23 protein-coding genes are annotated in these 25,908 nt (G+C 38.7%); 10 read left to right on the plus strand and 13 right to left on the minus strand.

Annotation, left to right across the window (positions count from 1 at the left end):
* Positions 1-46 precede the first annotated feature (46 nt).
* The 8 genes from G6N06_RS13160 to G6N06_RS13190 all read right to left on the minus strand — a co-directional run bounded on the left by G6N06_RS13160 (position 47) and on the right by G6N06_RS13190 (position 6,005).
* Positions 47-289, minus strand: a complete 243-nt coding sequence (locus G6N06_RS13160) for a hypothetical protein (protein ID WP_163517219.1) — start codon at positions 287-289, stop codon at positions 47-49.
* Between the two features lie 277 nt (positions 290-566).
* Complete coding sequence (gene istB / locus G6N06_RS13165; protein ID WP_163517220.1) at positions 567-1,304, minus strand: IS21-like element helper ATPase IstB; 738 nt, start codon at positions 1,302-1,304, stop codon at positions 567-569.
* Between the two features lie 31 nt (positions 1,305-1,335).
* Positions 1,336-2,889, minus strand: coding sequence for an IS21 family transposase (gene istA / locus G6N06_RS13170; protein ID WP_163517221.1), 1,554 nt, complete (start codon positions 2,887-2,889; stop codon positions 1,336-1,338).
* Between the two features lie 463 nt (positions 2,890-3,352).
* Positions 3,353-4,090, minus strand: a complete 738-nt coding sequence (locus G6N06_RS13175; protein WP_163517222.1) for a GLPGLI family protein — start codon at positions 4,088-4,090, stop codon at positions 3,353-3,355.
* A gap of 9 nt (positions 4,091-4,099) precedes the next feature.
* Positions 4,100-4,330, minus strand: a complete 231-nt coding sequence (locus tag G6N06_RS13180) for a hypothetical protein (protein WP_163517223.1) — start codon at positions 4,328-4,330, stop codon at positions 4,100-4,102.
* Between the two features lie 526 nt (positions 4,331-4,856).
* Positions 4,857-4,985: a hypothetical protein gene (locus G6N06_RS20025; RefSeq protein WP_262890116.1), complete on the minus strand. Its 129-nt coding sequence runs from the start codon at positions 4,983-4,985 to the stop codon at positions 4,857-4,859.
* Positions 4,986-5,004: 19 nt separating this feature from the next.
* Complete coding sequence (locus G6N06_RS13185; RefSeq protein WP_163517224.1) at positions 5,005-5,751, minus strand: GLPGLI family protein; 747 nt, start codon at positions 5,749-5,751, stop codon at positions 5,005-5,007.
* A gap of 5 nt (positions 5,752-5,756) precedes the next feature.
* Positions 5,757-6,005, minus strand: a complete 249-nt coding sequence (locus tag G6N06_RS13190) for a hypothetical protein (RefSeq protein ID WP_163517225.1) — start codon at positions 6,003-6,005, stop codon at positions 5,757-5,759.
* Between the two features lie 236 nt (positions 6,006-6,241).
* Between G6N06_RS13190 and G6N06_RS20030 the strand changes: the two genes are divergently transcribed.
* From G6N06_RS20030 to G6N06_RS13230, 9 genes are all read left to right on the plus strand, one after another.
* Positions 6,242-6,364, plus strand: a complete 123-nt coding sequence (locus tag G6N06_RS20030; protein WP_262890117.1) for a hypothetical protein — start codon at positions 6,242-6,244, stop codon at positions 6,362-6,364.
* Between the two features lie 458 nt (positions 6,365-6,822).
* Positions 6,823-7,977 carry a homogentisate 1,2-dioxygenase gene (locus tag G6N06_RS13195; RefSeq protein WP_163517226.1) on the plus strand — a complete coding sequence of 385 codons (1,155 nt, stop codon included), beginning with the start codon at positions 6,823-6,825 and terminating at the stop codon, positions 7,975-7,977.
* A 653-nt stretch (positions 7,978-8,630) separates the two neighbouring features.
* Complete coding sequence (hppD, locus tag G6N06_RS13200) at positions 8,631-9,791, plus strand: 4-hydroxyphenylpyruvate dioxygenase (protein ID WP_163517227.1); 1,161 nt, start codon at positions 8,631-8,633, stop codon at positions 9,789-9,791.
* Between the two features lie 146 nt (positions 9,792-9,937).
* Entirely contained in the window at positions 9,938-10,714 is a 777-nt protein-coding gene (locus G6N06_RS13205) for a DUF3108 domain-containing protein (RefSeq protein WP_163517228.1), read from the plus strand.
* A 5-nt stretch (positions 10,715-10,719) separates the two neighbouring features.
* A complete protein-coding gene (locus G6N06_RS13210) occupies positions 10,720-11,652 on the plus strand; it encodes a tryptophan 2,3-dioxygenase family protein (RefSeq protein ID WP_163517229.1) in 933 nt (310 codons plus the stop codon).
* Between the two features lie 14 nt (positions 11,653-11,666).
* Complete coding sequence (locus G6N06_RS13215) at positions 11,667-12,950, plus strand: peptidoglycan DD-metalloendopeptidase family protein (protein ID WP_163517230.1); 1,284 nt, start codon at positions 11,667-11,669, stop codon at positions 12,948-12,950.
* A gap of 3 nt (positions 12,951-12,953) precedes the next feature.
* Complete coding sequence (gene pgi / locus G6N06_RS13220; RefSeq protein ID WP_163517231.1) at positions 12,954-14,600, plus strand: glucose-6-phosphate isomerase; 1,647 nt, start codon at positions 12,954-12,956, stop codon at positions 14,598-14,600.
* A gap of 163 nt (positions 14,601-14,763) precedes the next feature.
* Positions 14,764-18,057, plus strand: a complete 3,294-nt coding sequence (locus G6N06_RS13225; RefSeq protein ID WP_163517232.1) for a TonB-dependent receptor — start codon at positions 14,764-14,766, stop codon at positions 18,055-18,057.
* 699 nt (positions 18,058-18,756) lie between these two features.
* Complete coding sequence (locus G6N06_RS13230) at positions 18,757-20,454, plus strand: T9SS type A sorting domain-containing protein (protein WP_163517233.1); 1,698 nt, start codon at positions 18,757-18,759, stop codon at positions 20,452-20,454.
* A gap of 143 nt (positions 20,455-20,597) precedes the next feature.
* Here the strand turns inward: G6N06_RS13230 and tsf are convergent, their stop codons facing one another.
* The 5 genes from tsf to G6N06_RS13255 form a co-directional block, all read right to left on the minus strand.
* Complete coding sequence (gene tsf / locus G6N06_RS13235; RefSeq protein ID WP_163517234.1) at positions 20,598-21,563, minus strand: translation elongation factor Ts; 966 nt, start codon at positions 21,561-21,563, stop codon at positions 20,598-20,600.
* Positions 21,564-21,654: 91 nt separating this feature from the next.
* Entirely contained in the window at positions 21,655-22,440 is a 786-nt protein-coding gene (rpsB, locus tag G6N06_RS13240; protein WP_163517235.1) for a 30S ribosomal protein S2, read from the minus strand.
* Between the two features lie 228 nt (positions 22,441-22,668).
* Entirely contained in the window at positions 22,669-23,055 is a 387-nt protein-coding gene (rpsI, locus tag G6N06_RS13245) for a 30S ribosomal protein S9 (protein ID WP_163517236.1), read from the minus strand.
* The gene (rplM, locus tag G6N06_RS13250; RefSeq protein ID WP_163517237.1) at positions 23,055-23,510 is read right to left on the minus strand and encodes a 50S ribosomal protein L13; all 456 of its coding nucleotides are present in this window, start codon (positions 23,508-23,510) and stop codon (positions 23,055-23,057) included. Before rplM ends, rpsI begins: the two co-directional genes overlap by 1 nt.
* Before the next feature lie 524 nt (positions 23,511-24,034).
* On the minus strand, positions 24,035-25,243 hold the full coding sequence (locus G6N06_RS13255) for a Bcr/CflA family multidrug efflux MFS transporter (RefSeq protein ID WP_163517238.1): 1,209 nt from the start codon (positions 25,241-25,243) through the stop codon (positions 24,035-24,037).
* A gap of 324 nt (positions 25,244-25,567) precedes the next feature.
* Here G6N06_RS13255 and G6N06_RS13260 point away from each other — a divergent pair, with 324 nt between their 5' ends.
* Positions 25,568-25,816, plus strand: coding sequence for a hypothetical protein (locus tag G6N06_RS13260; protein WP_163517239.1), 249 nt, complete (start codon positions 25,568-25,570; stop codon positions 25,814-25,816).
* Positions 25,817-25,908 lie beyond the last annotated feature (92 nt).

Here is a 25,908-nt window from a genome sequence, read left to right on the forward strand (position 1 = left end):
TTTATTTAAAACTGAGGATAAATTCTTACCCTCAGTTAATTTGTTTTTACCATCCTCCGTTCAGGACACAATGTTCCAACAATGAATCAAATAAAAGATATTCTTGTTCGTAATTTAAATCAAACATAATTGCAAAAGCTCGAGCTCCAGAATGAGCTCCTCTTAAGCAACTAACTTCTTGAATTAAGTTGTCTTCAACATTTGGTTGGTATATAACATTGGCATTTAAAGTGCTTCCCATAAAAAGAACAATGGCTAAAACACTAACCGTTTTTTTTAAATATTTCATAAATTTCTAAATTTTAAAACCTACATTATTTTAATAGGTTTGGTTAATAACTTTTTTCTACAAAGTCTTAAAAAAATTACAAAGTCGTGTTTTACAAAGTCAATAAGTTACAAAGTCTTAAAAAAAATAAACCAGCTGGTTTTTGGATCAATCCAGTTTGTTTCAAACAGCTCAGAAGTGACTTTGTAATGACTGGCTATTTCGGAGTGATGGTGCCACGTGTTTCGGTCAAACCGTGCCACTTTAAAAGATACTGCAATTATATAAAAAATTAATGTTATTCGTTCTTCAAAGCTCCTTTTCTTAAGGATTCTCCTTTGAGGTCTATCCTGTGTGAGGAGTTTACGATCCGGTCCAGGATTGCATCAGCTATGGTTCCTTCTCCAATGATGTCATACCAGGCGGAGACCGGGATCTGGGATAAGATGATGGTGGAGGATCGGTTGTAGCGGTCATCGATTATATCCATAAGCGATTCTCTTGCATGGCCGTCAAATGCCTGTAGGCCAAAGTCGTCCAATATAAGTAGATCTGCCTTTAGGAGCTTTGCCAGTTCTTTCAAATAGGTTCCATCTGCCTTGCTGAGCTTTAATCTTTTTAACAAACGAGCGGTGTTGGCATAGATGGTACGATATTCCATCATGCACGCTTGATGCCCCAAGGACTGGGCCAGATAGCTTTTTCCAACTCCGGAAGCACCCGTCATAATGATGTTCTCCTTTCGTTTTATAAAATCAAGGCACCCCAGGCGCAGGAACATATTTTTGTCCAGATTGCGCTGTTGGGTGTAATCCACTTCCGCCAGGGCTGCCTGTCCCCGGAAGGTTGCCTGCTTGAGGAGCCTTTGGATCTTTCGGTTCTTATGGTCCTCCCACTGATGGTCCGTGAGCAATGCCAGGTATTCATCGGCCGTAAGGTTCGTGGTGCGGTTTTCCCTGATCTGCTGGAGGTGCAGATCTGCCATGGCGTTCAGACGCATTTGTTTTAGTTTTTCAACAGTTTGATTGTTGTTCATAATTATAGAGTTTATTGATTAAATATTTTATTTATTGATATGCCGAAGCTCCCCGGAGATTCCCATGTACGGGGATATGGGGTTTCTCTTCCTCTAGGTCTTGGTAGAACAGGGAAGACTGGTCCAGGTTGTTCTTCAGGATGTTCTTGATGCGCTGGTATGCGACCGCATCTGCCCGTATGGCCCTTTTGCATGCGCTGTCCAAGCGCTGTGAGCCATAGGCCTTGTGCAACTGTATAAGCCCCATGGCCCGTTTGTAGCCGATCTCGGGGTAATCCCCGGAGGCGATGATGGTATCGATACATGCCACTACGTTTTCTCCGTGGACAGCTGCCTTCTTTTTAAAGAACTCGGGGCTCCAGTCCACATAATATTTGTGGGTACTGCTCAGGTGGTCGCGATCGGTGTTGTAGTTTCCCTTTCTCGGATTGCGCCGGTGCAGGGCTATCCGCTGATGGTTATAATACACTTCCACCGTTGTGGAGGTATAATGGATCTGGGTCTGCTGGCCTATGTAGCGGTAGGGTACGCTATAATAACTTTTATCTGGTGAGAAGTACACATAGCCCATCTTCTGTACCTTGGCACGGCAATAGTCCTTAAGCTGGTAGGGACTTGTTGGAAGTGATTTTAAATGGCCCTTTTCTATGGACTGGAAGAGCTCCAGGCGGCTGGCCTGCTTTCTTTTGAACAGTAGATTGTTATAGGCCGTCAACAGCTTGCGGATCTCTTTGTTGAGCTCCTCCAGGGAGAAGAAGGTCATATTGCGCAGAGGGTAATAGATGCGCTGGTAGGCAAGATGGACCGCATTTTCCACAAGGGCCTTGTCCTGCGGGGAATAGCCACGGGTCGGATTGATCACGCAGTTGTAGTGCCTGGCAAAGTCCTTAAAACTACGGTTGATATCTGCCTCATAACGACTGGCACGGGTTACGGCCGACTTTAGATTATCGGAGACGATGGCCTTGGGAACGCCGCCATAAAACTCCAGGGCATGTCCACAGCAGGTAATAAAATCCGCTCTCTTTTGGCTATGGCAGGCTTCCACATAGGTGTACTGGCTGTTGGGCAGGATGGCCACGAAGACTTCAACCGCGATGAGTTCCCCGGTGGACCGATCCACGATCTGCAGCTTCTTGCCGGCGAAGTCGATATACATCTCATTGCCCGGATCATGTTCCAATTTCATGGATCCCCTCACCTTTGCATATTTACGGTTGTAATGCTCCATGAACTGGGTATAGCTATAGGGCTCCTTAGCGGTCTGTAGATATTCCTGATAATGGAACAGAAAGGTAAACCCCGGATGGTTCCGTGCCTTATTGATGCCGTCAAAATACAACATGAGCTCCTCATAGCGGGGATTGGCTATGGTGGTACTGGAAGGGAAAAGTGCCTCAAGGGCAACATTGTCACTGGCCAAAAGCTCTTCTAAGGAACGGGTGCTGGCCTTGAACAGCCGCACATAATTGTTTACCGTGTTGCGGGATATCCCGAGGGTAGCACCTATCTTACGGTTGCTGAACCCATCAATATACAGGGAAATGATTTGTTTTAAGTCCATTGGATCAAGTGTGTTGGCCATATCGCATTCTTTTAAGCGATAAGGTAATTAATACTTGATCTTTCAAAGTGGCACAAATCGAACCGTTATGGGTTATTAACACACAGGCAAAAGTGGCACAGTTTGAACCGAAATGCCTGGCACTATGAAACCGAAATCACTGGCACAAATCGAACCGAAGTAACCAATGACTCCAAAAACCATCATCAACAATGTAAACATAAAAAAAAAAAAACGAAAAAGACAACTATTTTGTGCATTAGTTTTGGGAGATCTTACTATTAATAATTTTGTTCGATTTTTGACGCTTTCCGAGTATTGTCAGTGTTGAAAACTACGGGAAAGCCGTAATCTGAATTATTTTTAACCATTTTTATAATAGTTCACTAAAAATATGGATTTAGAGAAGAGAATTCGGAGTTTAAATTATTTATTTCAAAGTATCATGAAATGAATATTTTGTTTTTATAGGCTTCACAAAACCTTAATTTTTAGATTTGTTCTCAAAACCATACTCGTCAATTTTTTGTGAAATGTAGGTTTCAAACTCTTCAGATGTTATTTTGATACCTTGAGTCGGTTTACTGATTTGTACTTGGTTTTCAAACTTTATCTCTGTTGCATAATAATTAATGTCACCATAGTTTAATTCTAAAATTAATCCTGGAAGTCCGTTGTAACCTCTTGGACCGAAAGGTAGGGGGATTTCAGGAGTAAACCAAGCTGTAATTTTAATGTCATTGACGTAGATTTTATTTTTTTCAAGGATCATCTCGGCTTTTAAACACTTGTAGTTTGCTATTAATTTTGTTTCGGAAGTCAATTTCCAATCTGTTTGTATCGCATCCTCTATTAGAAAGATCTCACCAAGCATTGTTCTTTGAATGGTAACTTTTTTATCTTTTAAATTTGTGAAGTAAATTTCCTCACCTCCAAATAACTTGGCTGATTTCAGAAAAAAGTCACTCTTGTCAGTATCATTAACCAAAGCGTTCTCTATTTTAAAAAGAGACTTTTCTTTATTGAATTCAAGATGATATTTTAACTCATCCAATCTGGAAATGGTTCTATTGTAAAAGTCAATATTACTGTCTTTAACACCCTGATCGCTCTTCTTTTTAGAAGCAGTGATTTTATAAACAACCAATCCAGAGTTTTCTTGATTTTGAGAAAACCCAATGAATGTTAAAAACAGTAATAGAAAAGTTAGTTTGATATTCATTTTTTAACTTTAATAAGTTCCAGCCTCGCTTTCCATACAGTCTTCATAAACCCAGGCACCCAATTCTAAAGCTCGCGCTCTGTCATTCCACGTGAATACTGCTGCTTCATAAACACCCATTGCCATTTCAAAACAGTCTCCAGGTGAATCTTCAATTTGATTATTCATCATAGAAGTGTTTGCATTCAAGGAGACAGTAAAAAATAGAACTGCCGCAAATAAACTAAATACTTTTTTCATAATTTCTAAATTTTAAAACCTACATTATTTTTAATAGGTTTGGTTAATAACTTGTTTTTCCTACAAAGTCTTTAAAAATTACAAAGTCGTGTTTTACAAAGTCAATAAGTTACAAAGTCTTAAAAAAAATAAACCAGCTGGTTTTTGGATCAATCCAATGTCGTCTTTAATGGCTAAGAAGTGACTTTGTAATGACTCCAAAAACCATCATCAACGTGTCAAACATAAAAAAAAAAAAAACGATAAATACAATTTTTTTTTGCCTTTATTTTAATGCTTCACCTTGAAAATAAATTGGTTAGGTTTTTTAGCTTTGTCAAGTATTGTCAGTGTTGAAAACTACGGGAAAGCCGTAATCCGAATTGTTTTTAACCATTTTTATAATAGTTCACTAAAAAGATGGATTTAGAGAAGAGAATTCTGAGTTTAAAATAATTCATTTCAAATAAGAGATGGCTGTTTTTTTTGGAATTAACCAAAAGCGATGGTCTAGAATAATAACAATTTTCACCTCTTCACTATCATTTTAAGGGATTGCCAAAATGTTGGCGTAGGCCAATGGGTTTTGAAGGGTGTCTGTGACTTTACCTGAAACCTTGACTTGTTGGGCATAAGAAGAAAATCCTGCTAAAAGTAGCAGGATTTTTAAAAGCATGGATTTTAACAAATTTCTTTTAGAATTTTTTTCTGTCATTATTTCTTATTTCCATAGCTTTTTCGGCCAAACTTTCAAATTCTTCATTAGAAACAATAGTACCCTTTTTAAAACCATCTATTTTTATATTTTCAGGATTAAATGTAATTTTATCCATGACATAAACAATTTTGTCATCGGTTAATTCTAATATTAAACCTGGTAAACCACTGAAATTTTTAGGACCAAAATTATACGAAATGCTTGGAGAGTACCACGCAATGACCTCTTTCTTAAATTTACCTGCACTATTTATAACCCAATAGTTAGCTGTTGCCTTAAAACATGTATAGTTGCCTATCTTTTTTTGTTCTTTCGTTAGCTTCCAATCCATTGAATTGATCGAATCCTTTATTAAAAATATTTTACCAAAGGCCTCTGTTCGTTTATAAATAACACCAGTTTTAAGATCAGTTCGATAAGGTTTATCATTACCTACCATGATTTTAGCCATATTGTAAACCATTGGATCAACATCGCTGTTCATCAAGTTATCTCCCCAAAATAAAGCTTCTGTTTTATTAGCCTCTAAATGCATTTTCATTGAATTGATTAAAACAAAAGCTTCTTTAAATACTTTTATAGCTTCATTGGGTATTTCTTCTTTGGGTTCGATTTGATTAAGTGATTTAGTGTTAGCAATTAGCTTATAATCAACATAAATCGACTGTGCAAACGAAATTGAAGCAAAAACGCAAAAAAATATGGCTATAAAACTATTTTTCATTTTTATTAGTTATTCTCCCAATACATTGCCGACTCAAGATTTGCTTTATCTACGCAGTAATCAAATGAATTACTGCCCATTTCATATGCTTCGGATTGTGAAAATCCATAACGAAGAGCACCAAATTCTATGATACTTGCTTGAAGAGAACAATGGTCATAATTATGAATTTCAGTTGTTTTTATTTTCCCTGAAGCATTCAAGAAGCTGCTCATAAAAAGAACAATTACTAATACATTAAATATTTTATTCATAATTTCTAAATTTAAAACCTACATTATTTTTAATAGGTTTGGTTAATAACTTGTTTTTCCTACAAAGTCTTTAAAAATTACAAAGTCGTGTTTTACAAAGTCAATACCTTACAAAGTCTTAAAAAAATAAACCAGCTGGTTTTTGGATCAATCCAATTTCGTCTTTAATGGCCAAGAAGCGACTTTGTAATGACTCCAAAAACCATCATCAACGTGTCAAACATAAAAAAAAAAAAATGGATAAATACAAATTTATTTTACGTTTATTTCAATCCTTCGCATTGACAATAAATGGGTTAGCGTTTTTAGCCTTGCCAAGTATTGTCAGTGTTGAGAACTACGGGAAAACCGTAATCTGAATTATTTTTAGATTGTTTTAGAAAAAGCTTTCTGTAAGCATAGAATTAGATTATTTCAAATTCTTTTTTCTATATTTGTGACATGGCCACACAATCCTGGAATGGTTTACTTCTTTATCTTCAATTCCTTATGAAAAGGAATCCAGAATAATTACGTCTTATTTTATTCCTGCGAAGGCAGGAAACCGTTTAGGTTCAGCGCAAGCTAATCTCACCAATTTTTATTCCTACGAAAGCAGGAATCTCATCAATTTCGTATCTTTATAAGTGAACATTCAATTGCCTTTTAACTAAGCATGTCCCCAAAAGGGGAAATTGAAGTTGAAATTGAAGTTGAAGTAAAATCTTAAATTTTGAACCTCAAACTCATAACTCATAACTCATAACTCATAACCCAGCTTGCCCTTCCGCAGCATTTGCGAAGGCGGGAACTGATAACTCCATAACTCAAGAAAAAAATGCCATTTTACCATAAACTCGGAAAAATCCCCCCAAAAAGACATACCCAATTCCGCAAACCGGATGGGACGTTGTATGCTGAACAGTTGTTTGGGACGATCGGTTTTGATGGGATGTACACCAACTCCTATCACGAACAGCGCCCAACACAGGTAAAAGCCATTCAAAAGCAATATAATGTGGCGCCTAAAATTGCCAAAGCCAATCATATCCAATCGTATCGATTGCGCGGCTTTGAGGTCAAACCAGAAAATGATTATCTGGAAAGCCGAAAAACCGTCCTCACCAATTCCGATTGCAGCATTATTTTGGCCGCACCAAAACAGTCCACAAAAGACTATTTCTATAAAAACACCGATGCCGATGAATTGATCTTCATCCATAAAGGCAGTGGAAAGCTAAGGACCCATTTGGGGAACCTCGACTTCAAATACGGCGACTATCTGCTGGTACCAAGAGGCATCATCTATAAAATGGATTTTGATACCGAAGACAACCGCTTGTTTATAGTCGAATCGCGCCGACCAATTTATATGCCCAAACGTTATAGAAACTGGTTTGGACAATTGTTGGAGCATTCACCCTATTGCGAACGTGATATCCGAAGGCCAGAGGAGCTGGAAACCTATAATGAAACCGGAGACTTCTTGATCAAGGTTAAAAAACAGGACGATATCTTTGAGATGGTCTATGCCTCGCATCCTTTTGATGTGGTGGGCTATGATGGGTATAATTATCCGTACGCTTTTTCCATCCACGATTTTGAACCTATAACCGGGCGCATCCACCAGCCGCCACCAGTGCATCAAACTTTTGAAACCGATGCGTTTGTGGTATGCAGTTTTGTGCCTCGGTTGTATGATTACCATCCGTTGAGCATTCCAGCGCCCTACAATCACAGTAATATTGATAGTGATGAGGTGCTATATTATGTCGATGGCGATTTTATGAGTCGTAATGATGTTGGCCCAGGCCATATCTCGTTGCATCCCGCAGGTATTCCGCACGGACCACATCCTGGATCGGTAGAACGCAGCATCGGGAAGACAAAAACCGATGAACTGGCTGTTATGGTTGACACGTTCAGGCCTTTGAAAATTACGGAAGAGGCTTTGAAAATTGCGGATGAGGAGTATTTTAAGTCGTGGCTTTAAATAAGAATTAAGAAAATAGAAGATAGAGAAACGAATATAGAGAATTGATAATGAGTTAAGAGTCAAGAGTCAAGAGTCAAGATTCAGGAGTCAAGATTCAGGAGTCAAGAGTCAAGATTCAAGATTCAAGATTCAAGAGAAGGTAGTTTTATTTTATAAGCATACTGTTTATCAATTATTTACAATCACCCCGAAAGTTTTCGGGATTGTTCCCTACCTGCCGGCAGGCTGGTTGATTCTAACAGCGAAGCGGTCTTGATTCTTTATTGGACATCAATGGTTCAAGAGTCAAGACTTGGAGAATAGAAAAAAGAGTCAAGATTCAAGGACCAAGACAGCGAAAACTAATGGATGGCATTAATAAGGAAGCTCAATAAGAGTCAGCACTAAAATGGAAAAAATCAGGCTAGTGTCGTCAATATTTTAAACTATTATTCATAAATAAAAACTAGATCCCCGATTTAAGTGTCAAGACAGCCAAAACCAAAAGATGGAATTATCAGAGAAGTTCAACAAGAATCAAACTAAAACAAAAAGTGGGCATTGCCGCATATATTTTAAACTAACAACCATCAGGAGAAATCGAGACATAGAATAAAGATCAGGTAGGTCTCTTTTCTAATCTCTTTTTTCTATGGTTTAAAAAAACAATCATGAGTAAAGATATATCTTCCGTAGAATACGGACTGGAGAAAATTTTTGAAGGCGCAGATGATTTTTTGCCTCTTCTTGGAACAGACTACGTAGAGTTTTACGTAGGAAATGCGAAACAAGCAGCGCATTTTTATAAAACGGCTTTCGGATTTCAATCTTATGCCTATAAAGGTTTGGAGACGGGATCAAGGGATGCCGTGAGTTATGTCCTCAAACAGGATAAGATCCGATTGGTATTGACCACGCCATTAAATAGCCAATCGCCAATCAACGACCATATCGTCAAGCATGGCGATGGCGTCAAAGTTGTTGCCCTTTGGGTGGACGATGCCCGTAGTGCTTATGAAGAAACTACCAAACGCGGTGCCAAATCCTATATGGAACCAAAAGTAGAGAAAGATGAGCATGGCGAAGTAGTCACAGCAGGTATTTATACCTATGGCGAAACGGTTCATATGTTTGTGGAGCGCAAAAGTTATAAAGGTACTTTTATGCCAGGGTTTAGGGAATGGAAATCGGATTACAATCCAGAACCTACGGGATTAAAATTTATTGACCACATGGTCGGCAATGTCGGTTGGGGAGAAATGGATATTTGGGTCAAATGGTATGAAGAGGTCATGGGCTTTGTTAATTTCTTGTCTTTTGACGACAAGCAGATCCATACCGAATATTCAGCCTTGATGAGTAAGGTGATGAGCAATGGCAACGGCCGTATCAAATTCCCGATCAATGAACCTGCTGAGGGTAAAAAGCGTTCTCAAATTGAAGAATACCTCGATTTTTATGAAAGTCCTGGGGTGCAGCACATCGCTGTGGCCACGGATGATATCATTACCACGGTTTCGCAATTGAAATCACGGGGCGTAGAATTCTTGTCCACGCCACCAGAAGAATACTATAAAGCAGTACCTGGGCGTTTGGAAACCTATAGCCATGAATTGCGCGAAGATATTGAAAAACTTAAAAGTTTGGGGATCATGATTGATGCCGATGAAGAGGGCTATTTGTTGCAGATTTTCACAAAACCTGTACAAGATAGACCCACTCTATTTTTTGAAATTATCCAGCGTATGGGGGCAAAAGGCTTTGGGGCTGGAAACTTTAAGGCGCTTTTTGAATCGATTGAGAGAGAACAGCAGTTGCGTGGCACTTTATAAGCCAAACGCTAACAAATATTTAACGTTTAAAACTCCGCATTAATTTGACGGAGTTTTATTGTTTTAATACTTTTGGAACGCTAATTGTAATTCTTGAGGATATATACGAAATCTTAGTGAAGATTTTATTTACAATTATTTAAACTATGAGAAAAGTAAACTTAGTTATTGCACTATGCTTCGTAATCCTCAGCGTCTCTGCTCAAGAAAAACACGCCTTTCAGGAAGGGGAGTGGTTCAAGTTCAAGATGAGTTATAGCGGATTTTTAAAAGCGGGGAATGCGACATTGGAAGTAAAGGAGTCCAAATTGAATGGAAGAGAGGTCTTTCATGTGGTGGGCAAGGGTTGGACTACTGGAGCGATCAGATGGTTCTTTAAGGTAAAGGACCGTTATGAATCCTATTTTGATAAACAAACTGGAATGCCCTATAAGTTTATCAGGAATATTGATGAAGGTGGGTACACCAAGGATATTGAAATAGAATTTGACCATGCTGCTGCAAAGGCACATGTCAATAATAAAAAAACGAAAACCAAATCATCGCATGCTATTGAAGACAACGTTCAAGACATGGTTTCGGCATTTTATTATTTGAGAAACAATTACAATACAGATACGATTAAGGAAGGTGATGTGGTGAGCTTAAACATGTTTTTTGATGAAGAGAATTATAATTTCAAGCTCAAGTTTTTAGGAAGAGAAGAACTCAAAACCACATTTGGAACCATCAAAACCCTAAAGTTCAGGCCCTATGTGATGGCTGGACGCGTGTTTAAGGAAAAGGAAAGCTTGACTCTGTGGGTCAGTGCTGACGATAATAAAATTCCGTTGCGAATTCAGGCCGATTTGGCCGTGGGCTCATTAAGAGCAGATTTAGAAGCTTTTAAAGGCTTAAAACATTCATTTAAAGTACAGTTTTAGAACACATGTCCAATTCAGAAAATTTCGATCCGATACTTCGGGAACTTCAGAAAAAATACACTGCAATTGAGCAGGACACCCACACCTATTTGGAAGGCTTACTCTACAGTAAGCCTATTACGTATTGGGACTATATCCAAACCGATGCTTTGTTGAATCTACAAATACAGAGGACCACACTTCCTGATGAAATGGTGTTTATTGGCTACCATCAAATCAACGAATTGCTTTTTAAAATGATTCTTTGGGAGATAGAACAAGTTGCCGTAAATGATTCGCTGACGGCTGAGTTCTTCACCTCCAAATTGATGCGGGTGAGCAGATATTTTGATATGTTGACCACCTCGTTCAACATCATGAGGGAAGGGATGGACGTGGATCAATACATGAAATTTAGAAGTACCTTAACGCCGGCAAGCGGGTTTCAAAGTGCACAATACCGATTGATTGAATTTGCTTCTACAGAGTTGATCAATCTTATCGATTATCGCTTCCGTAAGGATATTGATCGCAATACATCCTATACACATGCGTTTGAACATTTGTACTGGCAAGCAGCGGGTAAAGATTACCAAACTGGAAAAAAATCAATTTTATTGATCAATTTTGAAAAACGCTATAAGGCTGAATTCTTAAGTTTCATGGAGGCTCACAATACTAAAAATCTATGGTCCAAGTTTAAGGAATTGCCAAAGGCTGATCAAGAAAATGAAGAGTTGGTGAAAGCCATGCGGCATTATGATTATACCGTGAATATTACCTGGGTGTTTGCGCATTATAACGCAGCCAAACACTATATTGAAAGTGGATCGGGCGGTGGCGAAGGGACTGGAGGAAGTGATTGGAAAAAATACATGCATCCAAAACACCAAAGACGTATATTTTTTCCTCAACTTTGGACGGAAAATGAATTGGAAAATTGGGGAACGGAAATATAAAATTGAGAGAGTTAATGTATCAAAAAAGTTTAGTAGTAGCAGTTTTATTAGGATTGGTGATGTGGTCGTGCAAAGAGGACGTTGAAAAAATCAATCCTGAGCCTTTTCAAACCTATATAGCGCCTGTTGAGTTAAGAGAATTTGGATTTAACCTGAATGATTATGTGGTCAAACGGGACACCATTAGGTCCGGCGATAGTTTTGGGACCATTCTGCAAAGAAATAACATGAACTATCCCAAAATCTATCAAATTGCGGAAAGTGCCAAGGATTCTTACGATATCAGAAAACTTCAAATAGGAAAACCTTACACCTTGCTGTTGTCAAAAGACAGTCTGCAAACCCCACAATGCTTTATATACCAAGAAAATAATATTGACTATGTGGTGATCCATTTTGCAGATTCGATTGTGACCTACAAAGAGAAAAAGCCAGTCACCATTGTTACCAAGGAAGCTTCAGGCGTCATTAACAACAGCTTGTCCGTCACGATGGATTCTCAAGGTCTGCCACAAGCGTTGATCGGCGAAATGGCGGATATTTACGCCTGGACCATCAACTTCTGGAAACTTCAAAAAGGCGACAGGTTCAAGATTATTTACAGACAACGTTATATTGAAGATTCCATTTATGCGGGATTGGAAGGCATTGATGCCGCCTATTTTCAACATAAGGACGAAGATTTTTATGCCTTTAAATTTGAAACAGATTCTGTTACAAAAAGTGCCGATTTCTTTGATGAAAACGCCAAAAGTTTAAGGCGTGCTTTTTTACAAGCGCCTGTTAATTTTGGCCGTATCTCTTCACGCTACAACCTCAATCGGCGGATTGCCTATTATGGTTATGCTCTGCGACCGCATAAAGGCACCGACTTTGCAGCTCCAATTGGAACCCCAATTTTGGCCACGGCAAATGGTACGGTCACCGAATCAACGCAGCGAGGTGGGAATGGCAAGTACGTAAAAATCAAACATAATGAAACATACAGTACCCAGTATTTGCACATGCGGAACCAAGCCGTTAAGAAAGGACAATATGTAAAACAGGGCGACGTGATTGGCTATGTGGGCATGACCGGAAATACCGGTGGGCCACATGTCTGTTACCGTTTTTGGAAAAATGGACATCAGGTGGATCCTTTTAAGGAAAAACTGCCTACCGCGGAGTCGATCCCAAATCATTTGGTGGTCAAATACCAGGATTTCATCATTCCTTTGAGAGAGCGTTTGGACAAAATTCCTTACGAATATCAGAACGAAACGACGATAGAGCAAGGCTATTCCATCACTAAAAATTAATATATGCCACTACCAAAGATCAACCCGACCCATACCAAAGCATGGAAAAAGCTATTAGAGCATTATAAAAGCATAAAAGATGTGCACATGATGCAATGGTTTTCTGAAAATGAGAACCGTGCCTCAGAGATGACCATCCATTGGGAAGATTTTTATGTGGATTATTCCAAAAATAGGATGGATGCCAAAACCATGGCGCTGCTATTGGAATTGGCCGAAGAAACACAATTGAAATTGGCAATAGACAAACAATTTCAAGGCGATATCATCAATGAAACAGAGGGTAGGGAAGTCCTGCACACCGCATTGAGAAGTCCGAGATCGGCTAAAATCAAGGTAGAAGGTCAGGACATCATCCCCGAGATCTACGAGGTAAAAGCGAAAATCAAAGACTTTACCAATGGAGTTGTTGACGGAAAAAGAAAGGGCTATACCAATAAAGCATTTACAGATGTGGTAAACATTGGCATTGGTGGGTCTGATTTGGGGCCTGCCATGGTGGTGGATGCGCTTCAATATTATAAAAATCACTTGACCACACATTTTGTGAGCAATGTGGATGGCGATCATGTCAATGAGGTTTTGAAAAAGCTCAATCCGGAAACCACGCTTTTTGTTATTGTTTCCAAAACATTCACCACACAAGAAACATTATCTAACGCCAATACCATCAAAGCCTGGTTCTTGAAATCAGCTTCCGAAAACGACGTGGCCAAACATTTTGTAGCCGTATCTACCAATATTGAAAAGGTAAAAGATTTTGGGATTGATGGCGATAATATTTTCCCGATGTGGACTTGGGTTGGAGGCCGTTTTTCATTGTGGAGCGCTGTTGGTCTATCCATAAGTTTGGCTACAGGTTTTGACAATTTTGATAAGTTGTTAGCCGGTGCCAATGCTATGGACAATCATTTTAAATCGGCCGATTTTAAAACGAACCTCCCTGTGGTTTTGGCGCTGATTGGCATTTGGTACACTAACTTCTTTGAATCAGAAAGCGAAGCCGTCATCGGTTACTCCCAATATCTGAATCAATTTGCCACCTATCTGCAGCAAGCCAATATGGAAAGTAACGGTAAAAGCGTGGATAGAAATGGTGATAAGGTTACCTATCAAACCGGGAATATTGTTTGGGGCGAGCCTGGTACCAATTCGCAGCACGCCTTTTTTCAATTGATCCATCAGGGCACAAAACTCATTCCGGCCGACTTTATAGGCTTTGCAAAATCACTTCATGGCAATAAGGACCATCAGGATAAATTGATGTCCAATTTTATAGCGCAAACTGAAGCGCTCTTAAATGGAAAATCAAAAGAAGAGGTGGTGGCTGAGTTCAAAAGCCAAAACACTTCTGAAGAAACCATAAAACAACTTACACCATTTAAAGTGTTTGAAGGCAATAAGCCGACCAACACAATTTTAATTGATCAATTGACCCCTGAAAGTTTGGGCAAATTGATTGCCCTATATGAGCACAAGATCTTCGTGCAAGGTGTTATTTGGAATGTATATAGTTACGATCAATTTGGCGTTGAGCTTGGAAAACAATTAGCTTCAAAAATATTGAAGGAATTTGGCACCAAAGATCAAATTGCGGGTCATGACAGTTCTACCTCCAATTTATTGGAATATTACAAGAAATTAAGTTAAATATTGTTAAAAACTATTGTATAGCTTTATTTGATTAAAATAAAGCCAGGCCTAAAATTGGCTAATTTTAAAGTGTTAAAACTTCTTAACGTTTTAGTAATAATAAATCATAATAATGGTTTAATTTTGCGCAAAATTTAAAATCTAATTTTAAACATTAAAAATGAAAAAACTTACTCAATTCTTAATGATGGCTGTAGCGTTAGTTTGTACTACGGTCATGACGGCTCAAGTAACTTCGTCCAGTATGAGTGGTCGAGTTACTGATGATGGAGGTCCTGTCATGGGAGCAACAGTTGTTGCCATCCATGTGCCTTCAGGTACTAAGTATGGTACAATTACTAATGATGAAGGTCGTTACAACTTGCAAGGTATGCGTGTTGGTGGACCTTACACTGTAGAGGTATCTTTTATTGGATATGGCACAAGCACAAGAACGGATATTGTTCTTCAATTGGGCGCTAGTTACATTCATGATGTTGTTTTAAGTGAAGAGAGCGTGACTTTAAGCCAAGTGGTTATTTCTGCTAAAAGAACAAAGTTTTCAACAGAGAAGACTGGCGCAGTAACCAACATCTCCAATGCACAGTTGTCTGCAATGCCAACCATTAACAGAAGTATTACTGATATCACTAAGCTTTCTCCTTATTCAAATGGGATGAGTATTGCTGGTGGCGACGGTCGTTCTACTAATTTTACGGTAGATGGTGCCAACTTTAACAACAACTTTGGATTGAGTTCTAGCCTGCCAGCTGGTGGAAGTCCAATCTCATTGGACGCTATTGAAGAAGTTCAAGTAGTCGTTGCGCCATTTGATGTGCGCCAAACTAATTTTATTGGTGGTGGTATCAATGCGATTACTAAATCAGGAACCAACAAATTTAAAGGTTCTGCCTATACCTATTATAACAACCAAGACATGAGAGGTAACCGAATCGGTGATGTTCAGTTTGGTGATCGTGACGATGAGTCAAAAACAATATATGGGTTGACTTTAGGTGGTCCGATCATTAAAAACAAGTTGTTCTTTTTTGTGAATGCCGAAAAAGAAGTACGTCCAGGACAGGTTGTAAGCTGGAGACCATCTGAAGATGGTGTAGCCGACCTTGATTTGTCACTTTCCCGTACCAGTATTGCTGATATGGAACGCGTAAAGCAACATTTAATTACCAATTACGGGTATAATCCAGGATCGTACACTAACTATCCTTCCGATGAGAGCAATAAAAAATTCCTTGTGCGTTTGGACTGGAATATCAACTCTACCAACAAATTGAGCGTACGCTATAACTACGCTAAAAATCAAGGGTGGAATGCTACCAACGGCAACTCAAATAATGCAGGTTTCCGTAACAGAGCCATGGATCGTATTTCAGAACACTCTATGGCATTTTCAAATTCTACCTATTCCATGGATAATATTGTGAATTCATTGTCTTTGGATTTAAATAGTAGAATTTCAGATAAACTTTCAAATCAGTTACTTATCACATCTTCAAAAATAGAAGATGCACGTGGAACCAATTCATCTCCTTTCCCATTCATTGATATATTGAATGGTACTAATCCAGATGGAACACAAAGTCAAGAACCTTATATGTCTGCTGGTTATGAGTTATTCACTTGGAATAATGCGGTAAACAATGATACATTCACGATTATTGATAATTTGACCTATTATTTAGACAATCATAAAATAACGGGAGGCTTTAGTTATGAGCACCAATTGGCAAATAACTCTTATATGAGAAATGGTACAGGGTACTATCGTTATGCCAGTGTTGAAGACTTCCTTAATCAAGCCGCTCCTACTGATTTTGCTTTGACTTATGGTTACGATGGTGAGAAAAATCCAACCGCTGAGGTTGCTTTCAATCAGTTTGGACTATATCTTCAGGATGACTGGGATGTGAATGCAAATTTCAAATTATCTTACGGTATCCGTGCTGATTATTTGAAATATGAGGACAATATCCTAAGAAACAACGCCATCTATGACTTGGATTTTGGTGGAAAACGAGTGGATACCGGCAAATGGCCAGATGCTAACGTACAAGTGTCTCCAAGAGTTGGATTCTCGTGGGATATCAAAGGTGACCAAAGTATGAAACTTCGTGGTGGAACTGGTATCTTCTCAGGAAGATTGCCATTGGTATTCTTCACCAATATGCCAACCAACTCAGGAATGGTTCAAGGAAGTTATGCTGCCGTTACGAGATATAACACTGATGGTACAGTAAATACAGCCGGTTCTGATTTGGCTGTTTTAGATAGATTAGCTGGACCAATGATTACTGATGTGGATGAAATGATTCAAAGATTGGGTCTGCCAAGTACTATTAGACCAGAAGATGGAGAGTTACCAGGTGAAGTTAACGGTGTAGATCCGGATTTCAAAATGCCACAAGTTTGGAAAACATCTTTAGCATTTGATTATGATATTCCTGTTTCTTTCCCATTGTCAGTGACATTGGAAGGAATCTACACAAAAAACATTAATGGTGTCATGCTTAAAAACTACGACTATAAAGACGTGGATGATACATGGGAACGTTTCTCAGGACCTGACAACAGATATATTTATCCTGATAGAAGTGATTTGACCTATAATGGTAGAAATGCTTATGTTTTAACAAACACCAGCGAAGGATGGGGTGCTATCGGTAATATTACAATTAACGCAGAACCTGTAGAAGATTTACGATTAATGGCTGCTTATACCTATACCGAGTCACAGGAAATTACTGGCATGCCTGGTAGTAATGCCGGATCTGCTTACGGTGGATTGATTGGCGTTAACGGACCACACTTACCAGAACTTCAACGTTCACAGTATGTTGTGCCAAGTAGAGTCATTGGATCAGCGGGGTATAAACTTCCTTGGTCTAACAACTTATTGGAATCGGCTACTTTTATTAATGTGTTCTATTCAGGTTCTTCCTCTAACGGATATAGCTATACCTATTCAAATGATATGAATGGCGATCGAAATAATACAGATTTAATTTATATTCCTAAAGGCAGAGGAGATATTCAATTTGTCAGTGCTGCTGATGAGGATGCCTTCTTTAATTTTATGGCACAGGATAAATACCTTAAAAAGAACAAAGGTAAATATGCAGAAGCAAATGCTGTACGTAGCCCATGGGTTCATAATTTTGACTTAAGATTAACACGTGAGTATTATTTTAACGTGGCAGGTACTAGAAACACCTTACAATTTAGTTTGGATTTCTTGAATGTAGGTAACCTTATTAATTCAGAATGGGGTGTTAGTCAAAGAAACAATATCGCAAACAGAGGCCAAATCTTGAAGTATGAAGGAAAGGATGCCAATAACGTCCCTTCGTATTCATTTGCAAAATCTGGTGGTGACTATATCACTGATTCATTTGATTACAACTATTTCTATGGTGAAACTTGGAAGCTTCAAGTAGGCGTTAAGTATTCATTCTAAGCATATAGTTCAAGAAACAACAACGTTAAGCTGTTGTTAATTTAAACGAAAGCGTCCATCAATTTGATGGACGCTTTTTTTATGGCGGTTTCGGAATTGTTAGTGATACTGATTTAATTTGGTTATGTCGCACAGAAAACAAAGTTACTTTTTCGTTATATGACGCTGCCATTGTTTTATAGCGATGACTACGGAAAATGAGCACGCATGAAGGCAACATTACCTTGTTTACTTGATGTTAACCGCGCATAGCGAATGAAAGTGGATACCAAGTTGCGTTTTAAGCAAATTGGAGCGTCTCTAAGAGGATATCTTATTTATGGGGAGGTAATTATTGTCTGTAATCACCAGGCTGTTCTAAGGCTGTTTTCGCGTGGTATGCTGAAGATACCTAAGCAGCCATTAATTCTTAAGAATTTTAGGGAGGATTTTAGGTTTTGATGTGACTATTAAAAGACATTATCCGAGCGCCTCAGAACCAAAAACAGAGAAAACAATAGTGCTACACTTCGGTGAGTTAAGTCAGATAAATTTAGTTGTTGAGGTTTATAGATTTATCAAGATTAAAGGTCTTTAGCGTATTCAGTGAGCCTTTGCTTTTTAATTCTAATAAACCAGTGGATATCGGTTTAAGGCATTTACAATGATGACATTTTAACTGATTCCCGATGTCTATATATTACATAAAATCACATCACTATGAAAACTATCTTTACGCTCCTTGTCATGCTATTAGCCAATTACGGATGGGCTCAAAACAACCATTTTGCACATGCTTATGGAAGTATGGGGTTTGATTACGGTCATGCCATTACCTCAGATGAAGACGGTCATATTTATATTGCTGGTTATTTTAACGGTCAAGTCGATTTCGATAACAGTTCAAACATAGTTGAGCTAAGTTCATATGGTACAAGAGATGGTTTTATTTTAAAGTTAGATGCCGAAGGTCATTTTATCTGGGTGAAACAAATGGCTTGTTCAGGCTCAGTTCATATCGGCAAAGTTGTGGTAAATGATGTAGGCGAAATCTATGTGGTGGGATTGTTTAGTAAGACAATGACTTTAGATACGGATTCGGGAACAACAGCTCTTGTCAGTTCGGGCAATTTTGATGCCTTTGTATTAAAACTCGATGCCAATGGAAATTTAATTTGGGGTCAGGCATTTGGATCTTTTGGTCGTGACGAAGCAAAGGATATAGTCATTGATCACAATGGGGATTTACTAATAACTGGTGGATTTTTACGCACGGTAGATTTTGACAATTCAGACAATGTTGCTGAATTGACGTCTTTCAGTTCCGATAACCCAGACATCTTCTTAATTAAATTGTCTCCAGAGGGAAATTTTATATGGGTTAAACAATTTGGAGGAACTGGCGAAGACTATGTTGAATCTATGACCCTTGGCCAGAGTGGAGCCATTTATATGACGGGATATTATAAAAGGGGTACTGCTGATTTCGATCCGGGTCCAGGTACTTTTATCTTGCCAAATTCTGGGATTTTTGACAAAATATTTGTATTGAAGCTAACCGCTGATGGCGATTTTGTTTGGGCAAAACAGACCGATGGCTTTCATTTGACACGGGGAAATACTATAGAAGTTGATCCTGCTGAAAATGTTTATATAGGAGGCTACTTTTATGCCACACAAGATTTTGATCCTGGTGATGACGTTCATGAATTGACCTCAAATGGCTTGGCAAATATTTTTATTTGGAAACTGGATACCCATGGTAATTTTATTTTGGTTGAACATATTGGAAATTCAAGTTGGTCTCAAATTTATGGAAGTGCTAGGAACTTGCAAGGTGATATTTATTTTATTGGTGAATTTGATGGTGTCTTGGACTTTGATTTTACCGATGATGAACATGTGATGACAAGTGTAGAACAGTCGTTTGATATGTTTGTACTAAAGTATAATGCAGATGGTAGCTTTGGTGGTGCTATTCCAATTAGCGGGCAGAATTTAATAGTTGGAAGAGGCATCGAGGTGACGCGTCAAGACCATATATTGGTTACTGGTGGTTTCTATGTGGATACTATTACATTAGGAGCGGGGGAAGGGGCACTTGAGTTAAATAACAAGGGTGATTTTGATGCTTTTGTATATTCATTTAGTGATGAAACCCTGTCATTAAAAGAATCCCTCCTGCAAAATACGTTCAAATACTTCCCAAACCCAGTAAGTCATACATTGATTATAGAATCTAAAACAGTACTTCGGGAAATTTCTGTATATAATATGTTGGGGAAGTTAGTTAAGGAGCGGTCTAATTTATCACAAGAACGGATAGAACTCGATCTGTCCATATTAAGTAATGGCGTATATCATGTTCTACTGAAAGATGGGAATGCAACTTGGCCTATCAAAATTGTGAAGCAATAAAGCGCCAATAGTAACGCATAAAAAAAGCCCCTGCCTCTTTTGGTAAGAAGTAGGGGCTTTTATATATAGTATGAGATTAGCTTGCGCTGAACCTAAAGGTTTCCTGCTTTCCTGTTTGTTGACAGGGAGGCGCAGGAATTCGATTATCCTAAAGAAACACGTTTAAAATCGGTTACTTTAACATCGCCATAGGAAGCGACATATTTGGCAACATTCGATTTTTCATCTTTAATGAACGTTTGGTCCAATAAACATTTTTCTTGATCCAATGTGGTATTGTCAGAGATAAAACGCTCCATTTTACCAGGAAGGATTCGGTCCCAAATTTGTTCTGGTTTCCCTTCAGCTTTCAATTCTGCTTTCGCATCCTCTTCAGCTTTTGCCAATACTTCTGGTGTCAATTGAGCCATTGAAATGTAACTAGGTACATTTTTAGGCGCTTTGTTCATACGAGCGCGCTCTTCATTATCTTTTTCAATCACGGCAATTCTCGCATCGGTTTCAGCGGCGATGAATGCTGGATCAAAATCTTTGTAAGATAATGTTGTAGCACCCATTGAAGCTACTTGCATTGCTACATCTTTCGCTAATTCCTCAATATTATCAACTTTCGCAGAAAAACCAACAAGTGCAGCAATTTTGTTAATGTGGACATACGAACCAACGTAAGGAGCTTCCAATTTCTCAAAAGCATTCAAGTCGATTTTTTCGCCAATGACCCCAGTTTGCTCAATCAATTTGTCGGCAACAGTCATTCCACCAAAGTCGGCAGCAAGTACCTCTTCTTTAGAGTTGCAGTTGATCGCAATGTCTGCAATCTCATTGGCCAATGCGATAAAAGAGTCGTTTTTGCCCACGAAATCCGTTTCACATCCAACAACAATGGCGACACCCACGGTGTGGTCATCATTTATTTTGGCCACAGCAGCACCTTCCGTAGAATCTCTATCTGCTCTTTGATCGGCCACTTTTTGACCTTTTTTACGCAATATGCTAATGGCTTTGTCAAAATCGCCTTCAGCTTCAACCAAAGCTTTTTTACAATCCATCATTCCGGCACCTGTAGTTTGTCTAAGTTTATTAACTTCTGCAGCTGTTATTTTTGTCATAATTTCTAAGTGTATGTTATTAAAAAAGTCGTTCAATTAATTTTCAGATAAGAAAAAAAACAAACGACTTTTAGATGTTATATAAATATGTTTATTCTTCTTCGTCAGCGGCTACTACCTTCTTTGCAGCGGCTTTCTTTTCTTTTTTCTCAGCTTTTTCAGCTTTGTCCTCTTTTTCGACTTTGTCTGATTTACGTTCAGCCAAACCGTCGGCAATAGCAGAGGTGATCAGCGTTAAAACTTTGTCAATTGATTTTGAAGCATCATCATTTGCAGGAATAACGTAGTCTACTTGACGTGGATCAGAATTCGTGTCCACCATTGCAAAGATTGGAATGTTTAACTTCTGAGCTTCTCTTATCGCAATGCTTTCACGTTTGATATCCACTACAAATAAAGCACCTGGCAAGCGGGTCATGTCTGAAATTGAACCTAAGTTTTTCTCCAACTTAGCTCTTAAACGGTCAACTTGTAAACGTTCTTTTTTAGACAATGTCAAGAATGTACCATCTTTTTTCATTCTATCAATAGAGGCCATTTTCTTAACGGCTTTTCTGATCGTCACAAAGTTGGTCAACATTCCGCCTGGCCATCTTTCAGTAATGTAAGGCATGCTTACAGCACCTGCTTTTTCAGCAACGATGTCTTTGGCTTGTTTTTTTGTAGCTACAAATAAAATTTTCTTTCCTGAAGCAGCAATTTTATGAAGCGCCTCTGACGATTCTTTAATTTTTGCCGCTGTTTTGTAAAGGTTGATGATATGGATGCCATTACGCTCCATATAAATGTAAGGAGCCATGTTTGGATCCCATTTTCTTGTCAAGTGACCAAAGTGTACACCTGCTTCAAGTAATTCTTTAACTTCTATACTTTCCATTTTGTAATAGTTTACGTTCTGTTGAATTAGCAATGATAAAGTGGTTTCCACTTGGGCGGAGCGCCTTTACCATTTAGATGCTAAACTAAATCCTCACGCGGTAACGTGATAGACAACATTAACTGGGTTAATTTTTTGTGCTGGAAGTATTCCAACACGGGTTTAAAGGTTTTGTAAACAACAAGATTGAGAGTCTCCACGAGAGATTCCCAATCGAGTTGGGAATTCTTAACGTTTAGAGAATTGGAATTTCTTACGTGCTTTCTTCTGACCGAATTTCTTACGTTCAACCATTCTTGGGTCTCTTGTCAACAATCCTTCTGGTTTCAAGATGCCTCTGTTCTCAGCATCAACCTCACACATTGCGCGGGATAATGCCAAACGGATAGCTTCTGCTTGACCGGTAATACCACCTCCATATACATTGACTGTAATATCAAAGTTGCCATCATTGTTAGTCATGACCAAAGGTTGGTTTACTTTGTACTGTAATGCAGCACTTGGAAAGTAGACCGGCATGTCCTTTTTATTAATTGTGATGTTCCCTTTTCCTGGGGCAACATACGCGCGAGCAACAGCCGTCTTTCTACGGCCAATTTTGTGAATTACTTCCATTAATTGAATTCGTTTAAGTTAATTGTTTTTGGCTTTTGAGCAGCATGTTTGTGCTCAGTACCAACAACAACGGTTAGGTTACGGAATAAATCTGCACCTAATTTGTTTTTAGGGAGCATCCCTTTTACTGATTTTTCTACTACTCTAGCCGGATCCTTTCCGAATAGTTCTGTAGCAGTTAAAACTCTTTGACCACCTGGATATCCTGTGTGACGAATGTACGTTTTATCGTTCCACTTGTTTCCTGTTAAGTTGATTTTTTCAGAGTTGATAACAATCACGTTATCTCCGCAATCAACATGTGGTGTGAAGTTAGGTTTGTGTTTGCCTCTTAAAAGTTTTGCAACCTTAGAAGCCAAACGACCTAGTGTTTGCCCTTCAGCATCAACCAAAACCCACTGCTTATCAACAGTAGCTTTGTTAGCTGAAATCGTTTTGTAGCTTAATGTATTCACACTAATTAATTTTTATAGATCGCGCCAAAGACGCGACGAGTTAAACATTCCTCTCTTAAAAAGAGTTTGCAAATTTACGATAATCTATGTGATTACCAAATAGTATGATGCGAAATTTGTTGATAAAATTTGGCAGTTTTGGGTTTGTCTTATTCGTGGGATAGTTTTTCGCTATTTTAAAATGCAGGAAGGGATTTAAATGTGCCTAATTCATTACAAATGATTGGGTTACTTAAGAGCTACATGAGAAGAATTTAATGAAGCGTTTTATAACCTAATCTCCACATAAAAATTGTTTCTTATCCGAGTTATTAACATCTAAATCCCGTCAAAAAGTGATTGTTCAACCTAAAAATTATAGGATGTGGTCATTCGAATTGGGCGTAGAGCTTTCCGCCCGCTTTTTTTAAATTAAAGCATTGACCTGATCAACCTGAATAGGTGCAATTGACTTCTTCACTCAAAAGAACTCATAAAAAAATCCTCAAGCCTCTCCTTTGAAATAGATCAACCCAAAAATTCGATTAGGAAATGCTTACCCGCTCTAAGGTCTTAATCTTTCGGTTGCCCCAATAGAGTATGGTTACAGAAACGCTAGCACATAAAAACATAATCCCTGTCATGGGAAGCGGTGTTTCGTTACTAAGCGTGGAGACCAGGGCAGTAATTATGGCACCGATTCCTAACTGTAGCGCGCCCATAAGAGCAGAAGCCGTTCCTGCACTCTTTTCAAAAGGCGCTAATGACAAGGCTGAAGTGTTTGGGAAGGCAAAACCTTGGGTGCTCAAGAATAGAAACACCAAAACGATCATGGAATACATTTCAATAAGGTGAAATATGGTGCCGAAAAATAACAGTGCCCCCGCCACGACTTGGCATAACAGGGTGACTTTTACAATTTGTTGGCTTGTGTATTTTTTTAGCATAAACGTGTTTACCTGGCTGGCGGTCACCAAACCCATGGCAATAATTCCAAAAATCCATCCGTATTGTTTTTCAGAAACTCCGTAAAGTTCCATAAATACGTGAGGCGAACCAGCAATATAAGCATATAGACCGCTCGCGGCAAAAGATCCCGTTAGGGTGTACGTATAAAATTGAGGTGTTTTAAATACATTCCAAAACTTGGTCATGATTGGTTTCGGTTTTAAAGACATCGTTGTGTCAGGTGGTGCTCCTAAAGGAAGCCAGAAGTAAACGAGAAGAATATTAAGTGCCACGAGCACCGCCAAAATTATAAATATGGAATGCCAGCCCCAATGGGCTGTGGCGAAACCACCCAGAGTAGGGGCAACAATTGGCGAAACAGCAATCACCAACATCAGCAGGCTGAATATTTTTGCGGTCTCAGTTACCGGAAAGAGATCGCGGACCAAAGCTCGGGCAGCCACCATCCCGGCGCATCCCCCCAATGCTTGTATAAATCGGGCGAGAATCAGGGAATCTACGGAAGTTACATAGACCATATAAACAGATGCAAATAAATAGATAAACAGCCCAACCAAGAGTGGGGTCCGTCTCCCAAACCTATCCAGCAAGGGCCCATAGATCATTTGTCCAAGGCTCACACCAATGAAATAACTGGATAAAGAAAGCGCCACGCGTCCCGTAGTAGAGTTTAGATCGCGCGCTATCTCTGGGAATCCTGGTAAATAGAGGTCAATCGAAAATGGTCCAAGGGCTGAGAGCAGGCCTAAAATGAGAATGATAAGATTTCGTTTTTTCTTTTGCATTTTGCTTATAACAGTTTGCAAAATTACAAAAGACGGATTTGTTATTGGCCTGTATTACTATAGGATTAAGCTTTATCCAAATGATCTACGGAAAAGCATTTCAGAAAATAGATGATACCTAATGTTGATAGGGCTATGACACAGTATATATAAGAGAATCGCAAAGGTCAAAATGCGAGCGCTTTCAGTGCAACTTAGCGGTGGGGTATCAGGAAATCCAGATTTATACTAGTGTAAAAGGATTCGTGATTACTACTGGGGATTTGGCATCAAAAGAAAAGCGGACTGGTTTTTATAGTATCTTTCTGTAAAATTTGACTTCTTATGAATACATTTACGAGCCTTCATACAGAATACTTGAGGTCATCAAGAACCAATGAAACGGTGCTTGTGTCGAATAAAAATTTAAGTCAAGTGTTCTTTATTTATAATTATGAAGGGAACTCTTTTAGAGTTTTTAAAAATCATTTGGATTTGATCCTGTTCTTTCAGGATAAGGCTGAAGCCGATTATGAGTTTGGAACGGAGGAGGAGCTGGATGGGTTTTTGGGTGAGGTGAATATATTACACTAATTCAAAACTTATAATAACTGCATAGATAGCTTGCTGTCCAGTAAAAGTATAAGAAAGCAGTTTCGGTCATTTTGTGAATTTTTAACACTTGG

The sequence above is a fragment of the Gelidibacter japonicus genome (genome assembly GCF_010725055.1).
GTDB classification, from domain to species: Bacteria; Bacteroidota; Bacteroidia; order Flavobacteriales; family Flavobacteriaceae; genus Gelidibacter; species Gelidibacter japonicus.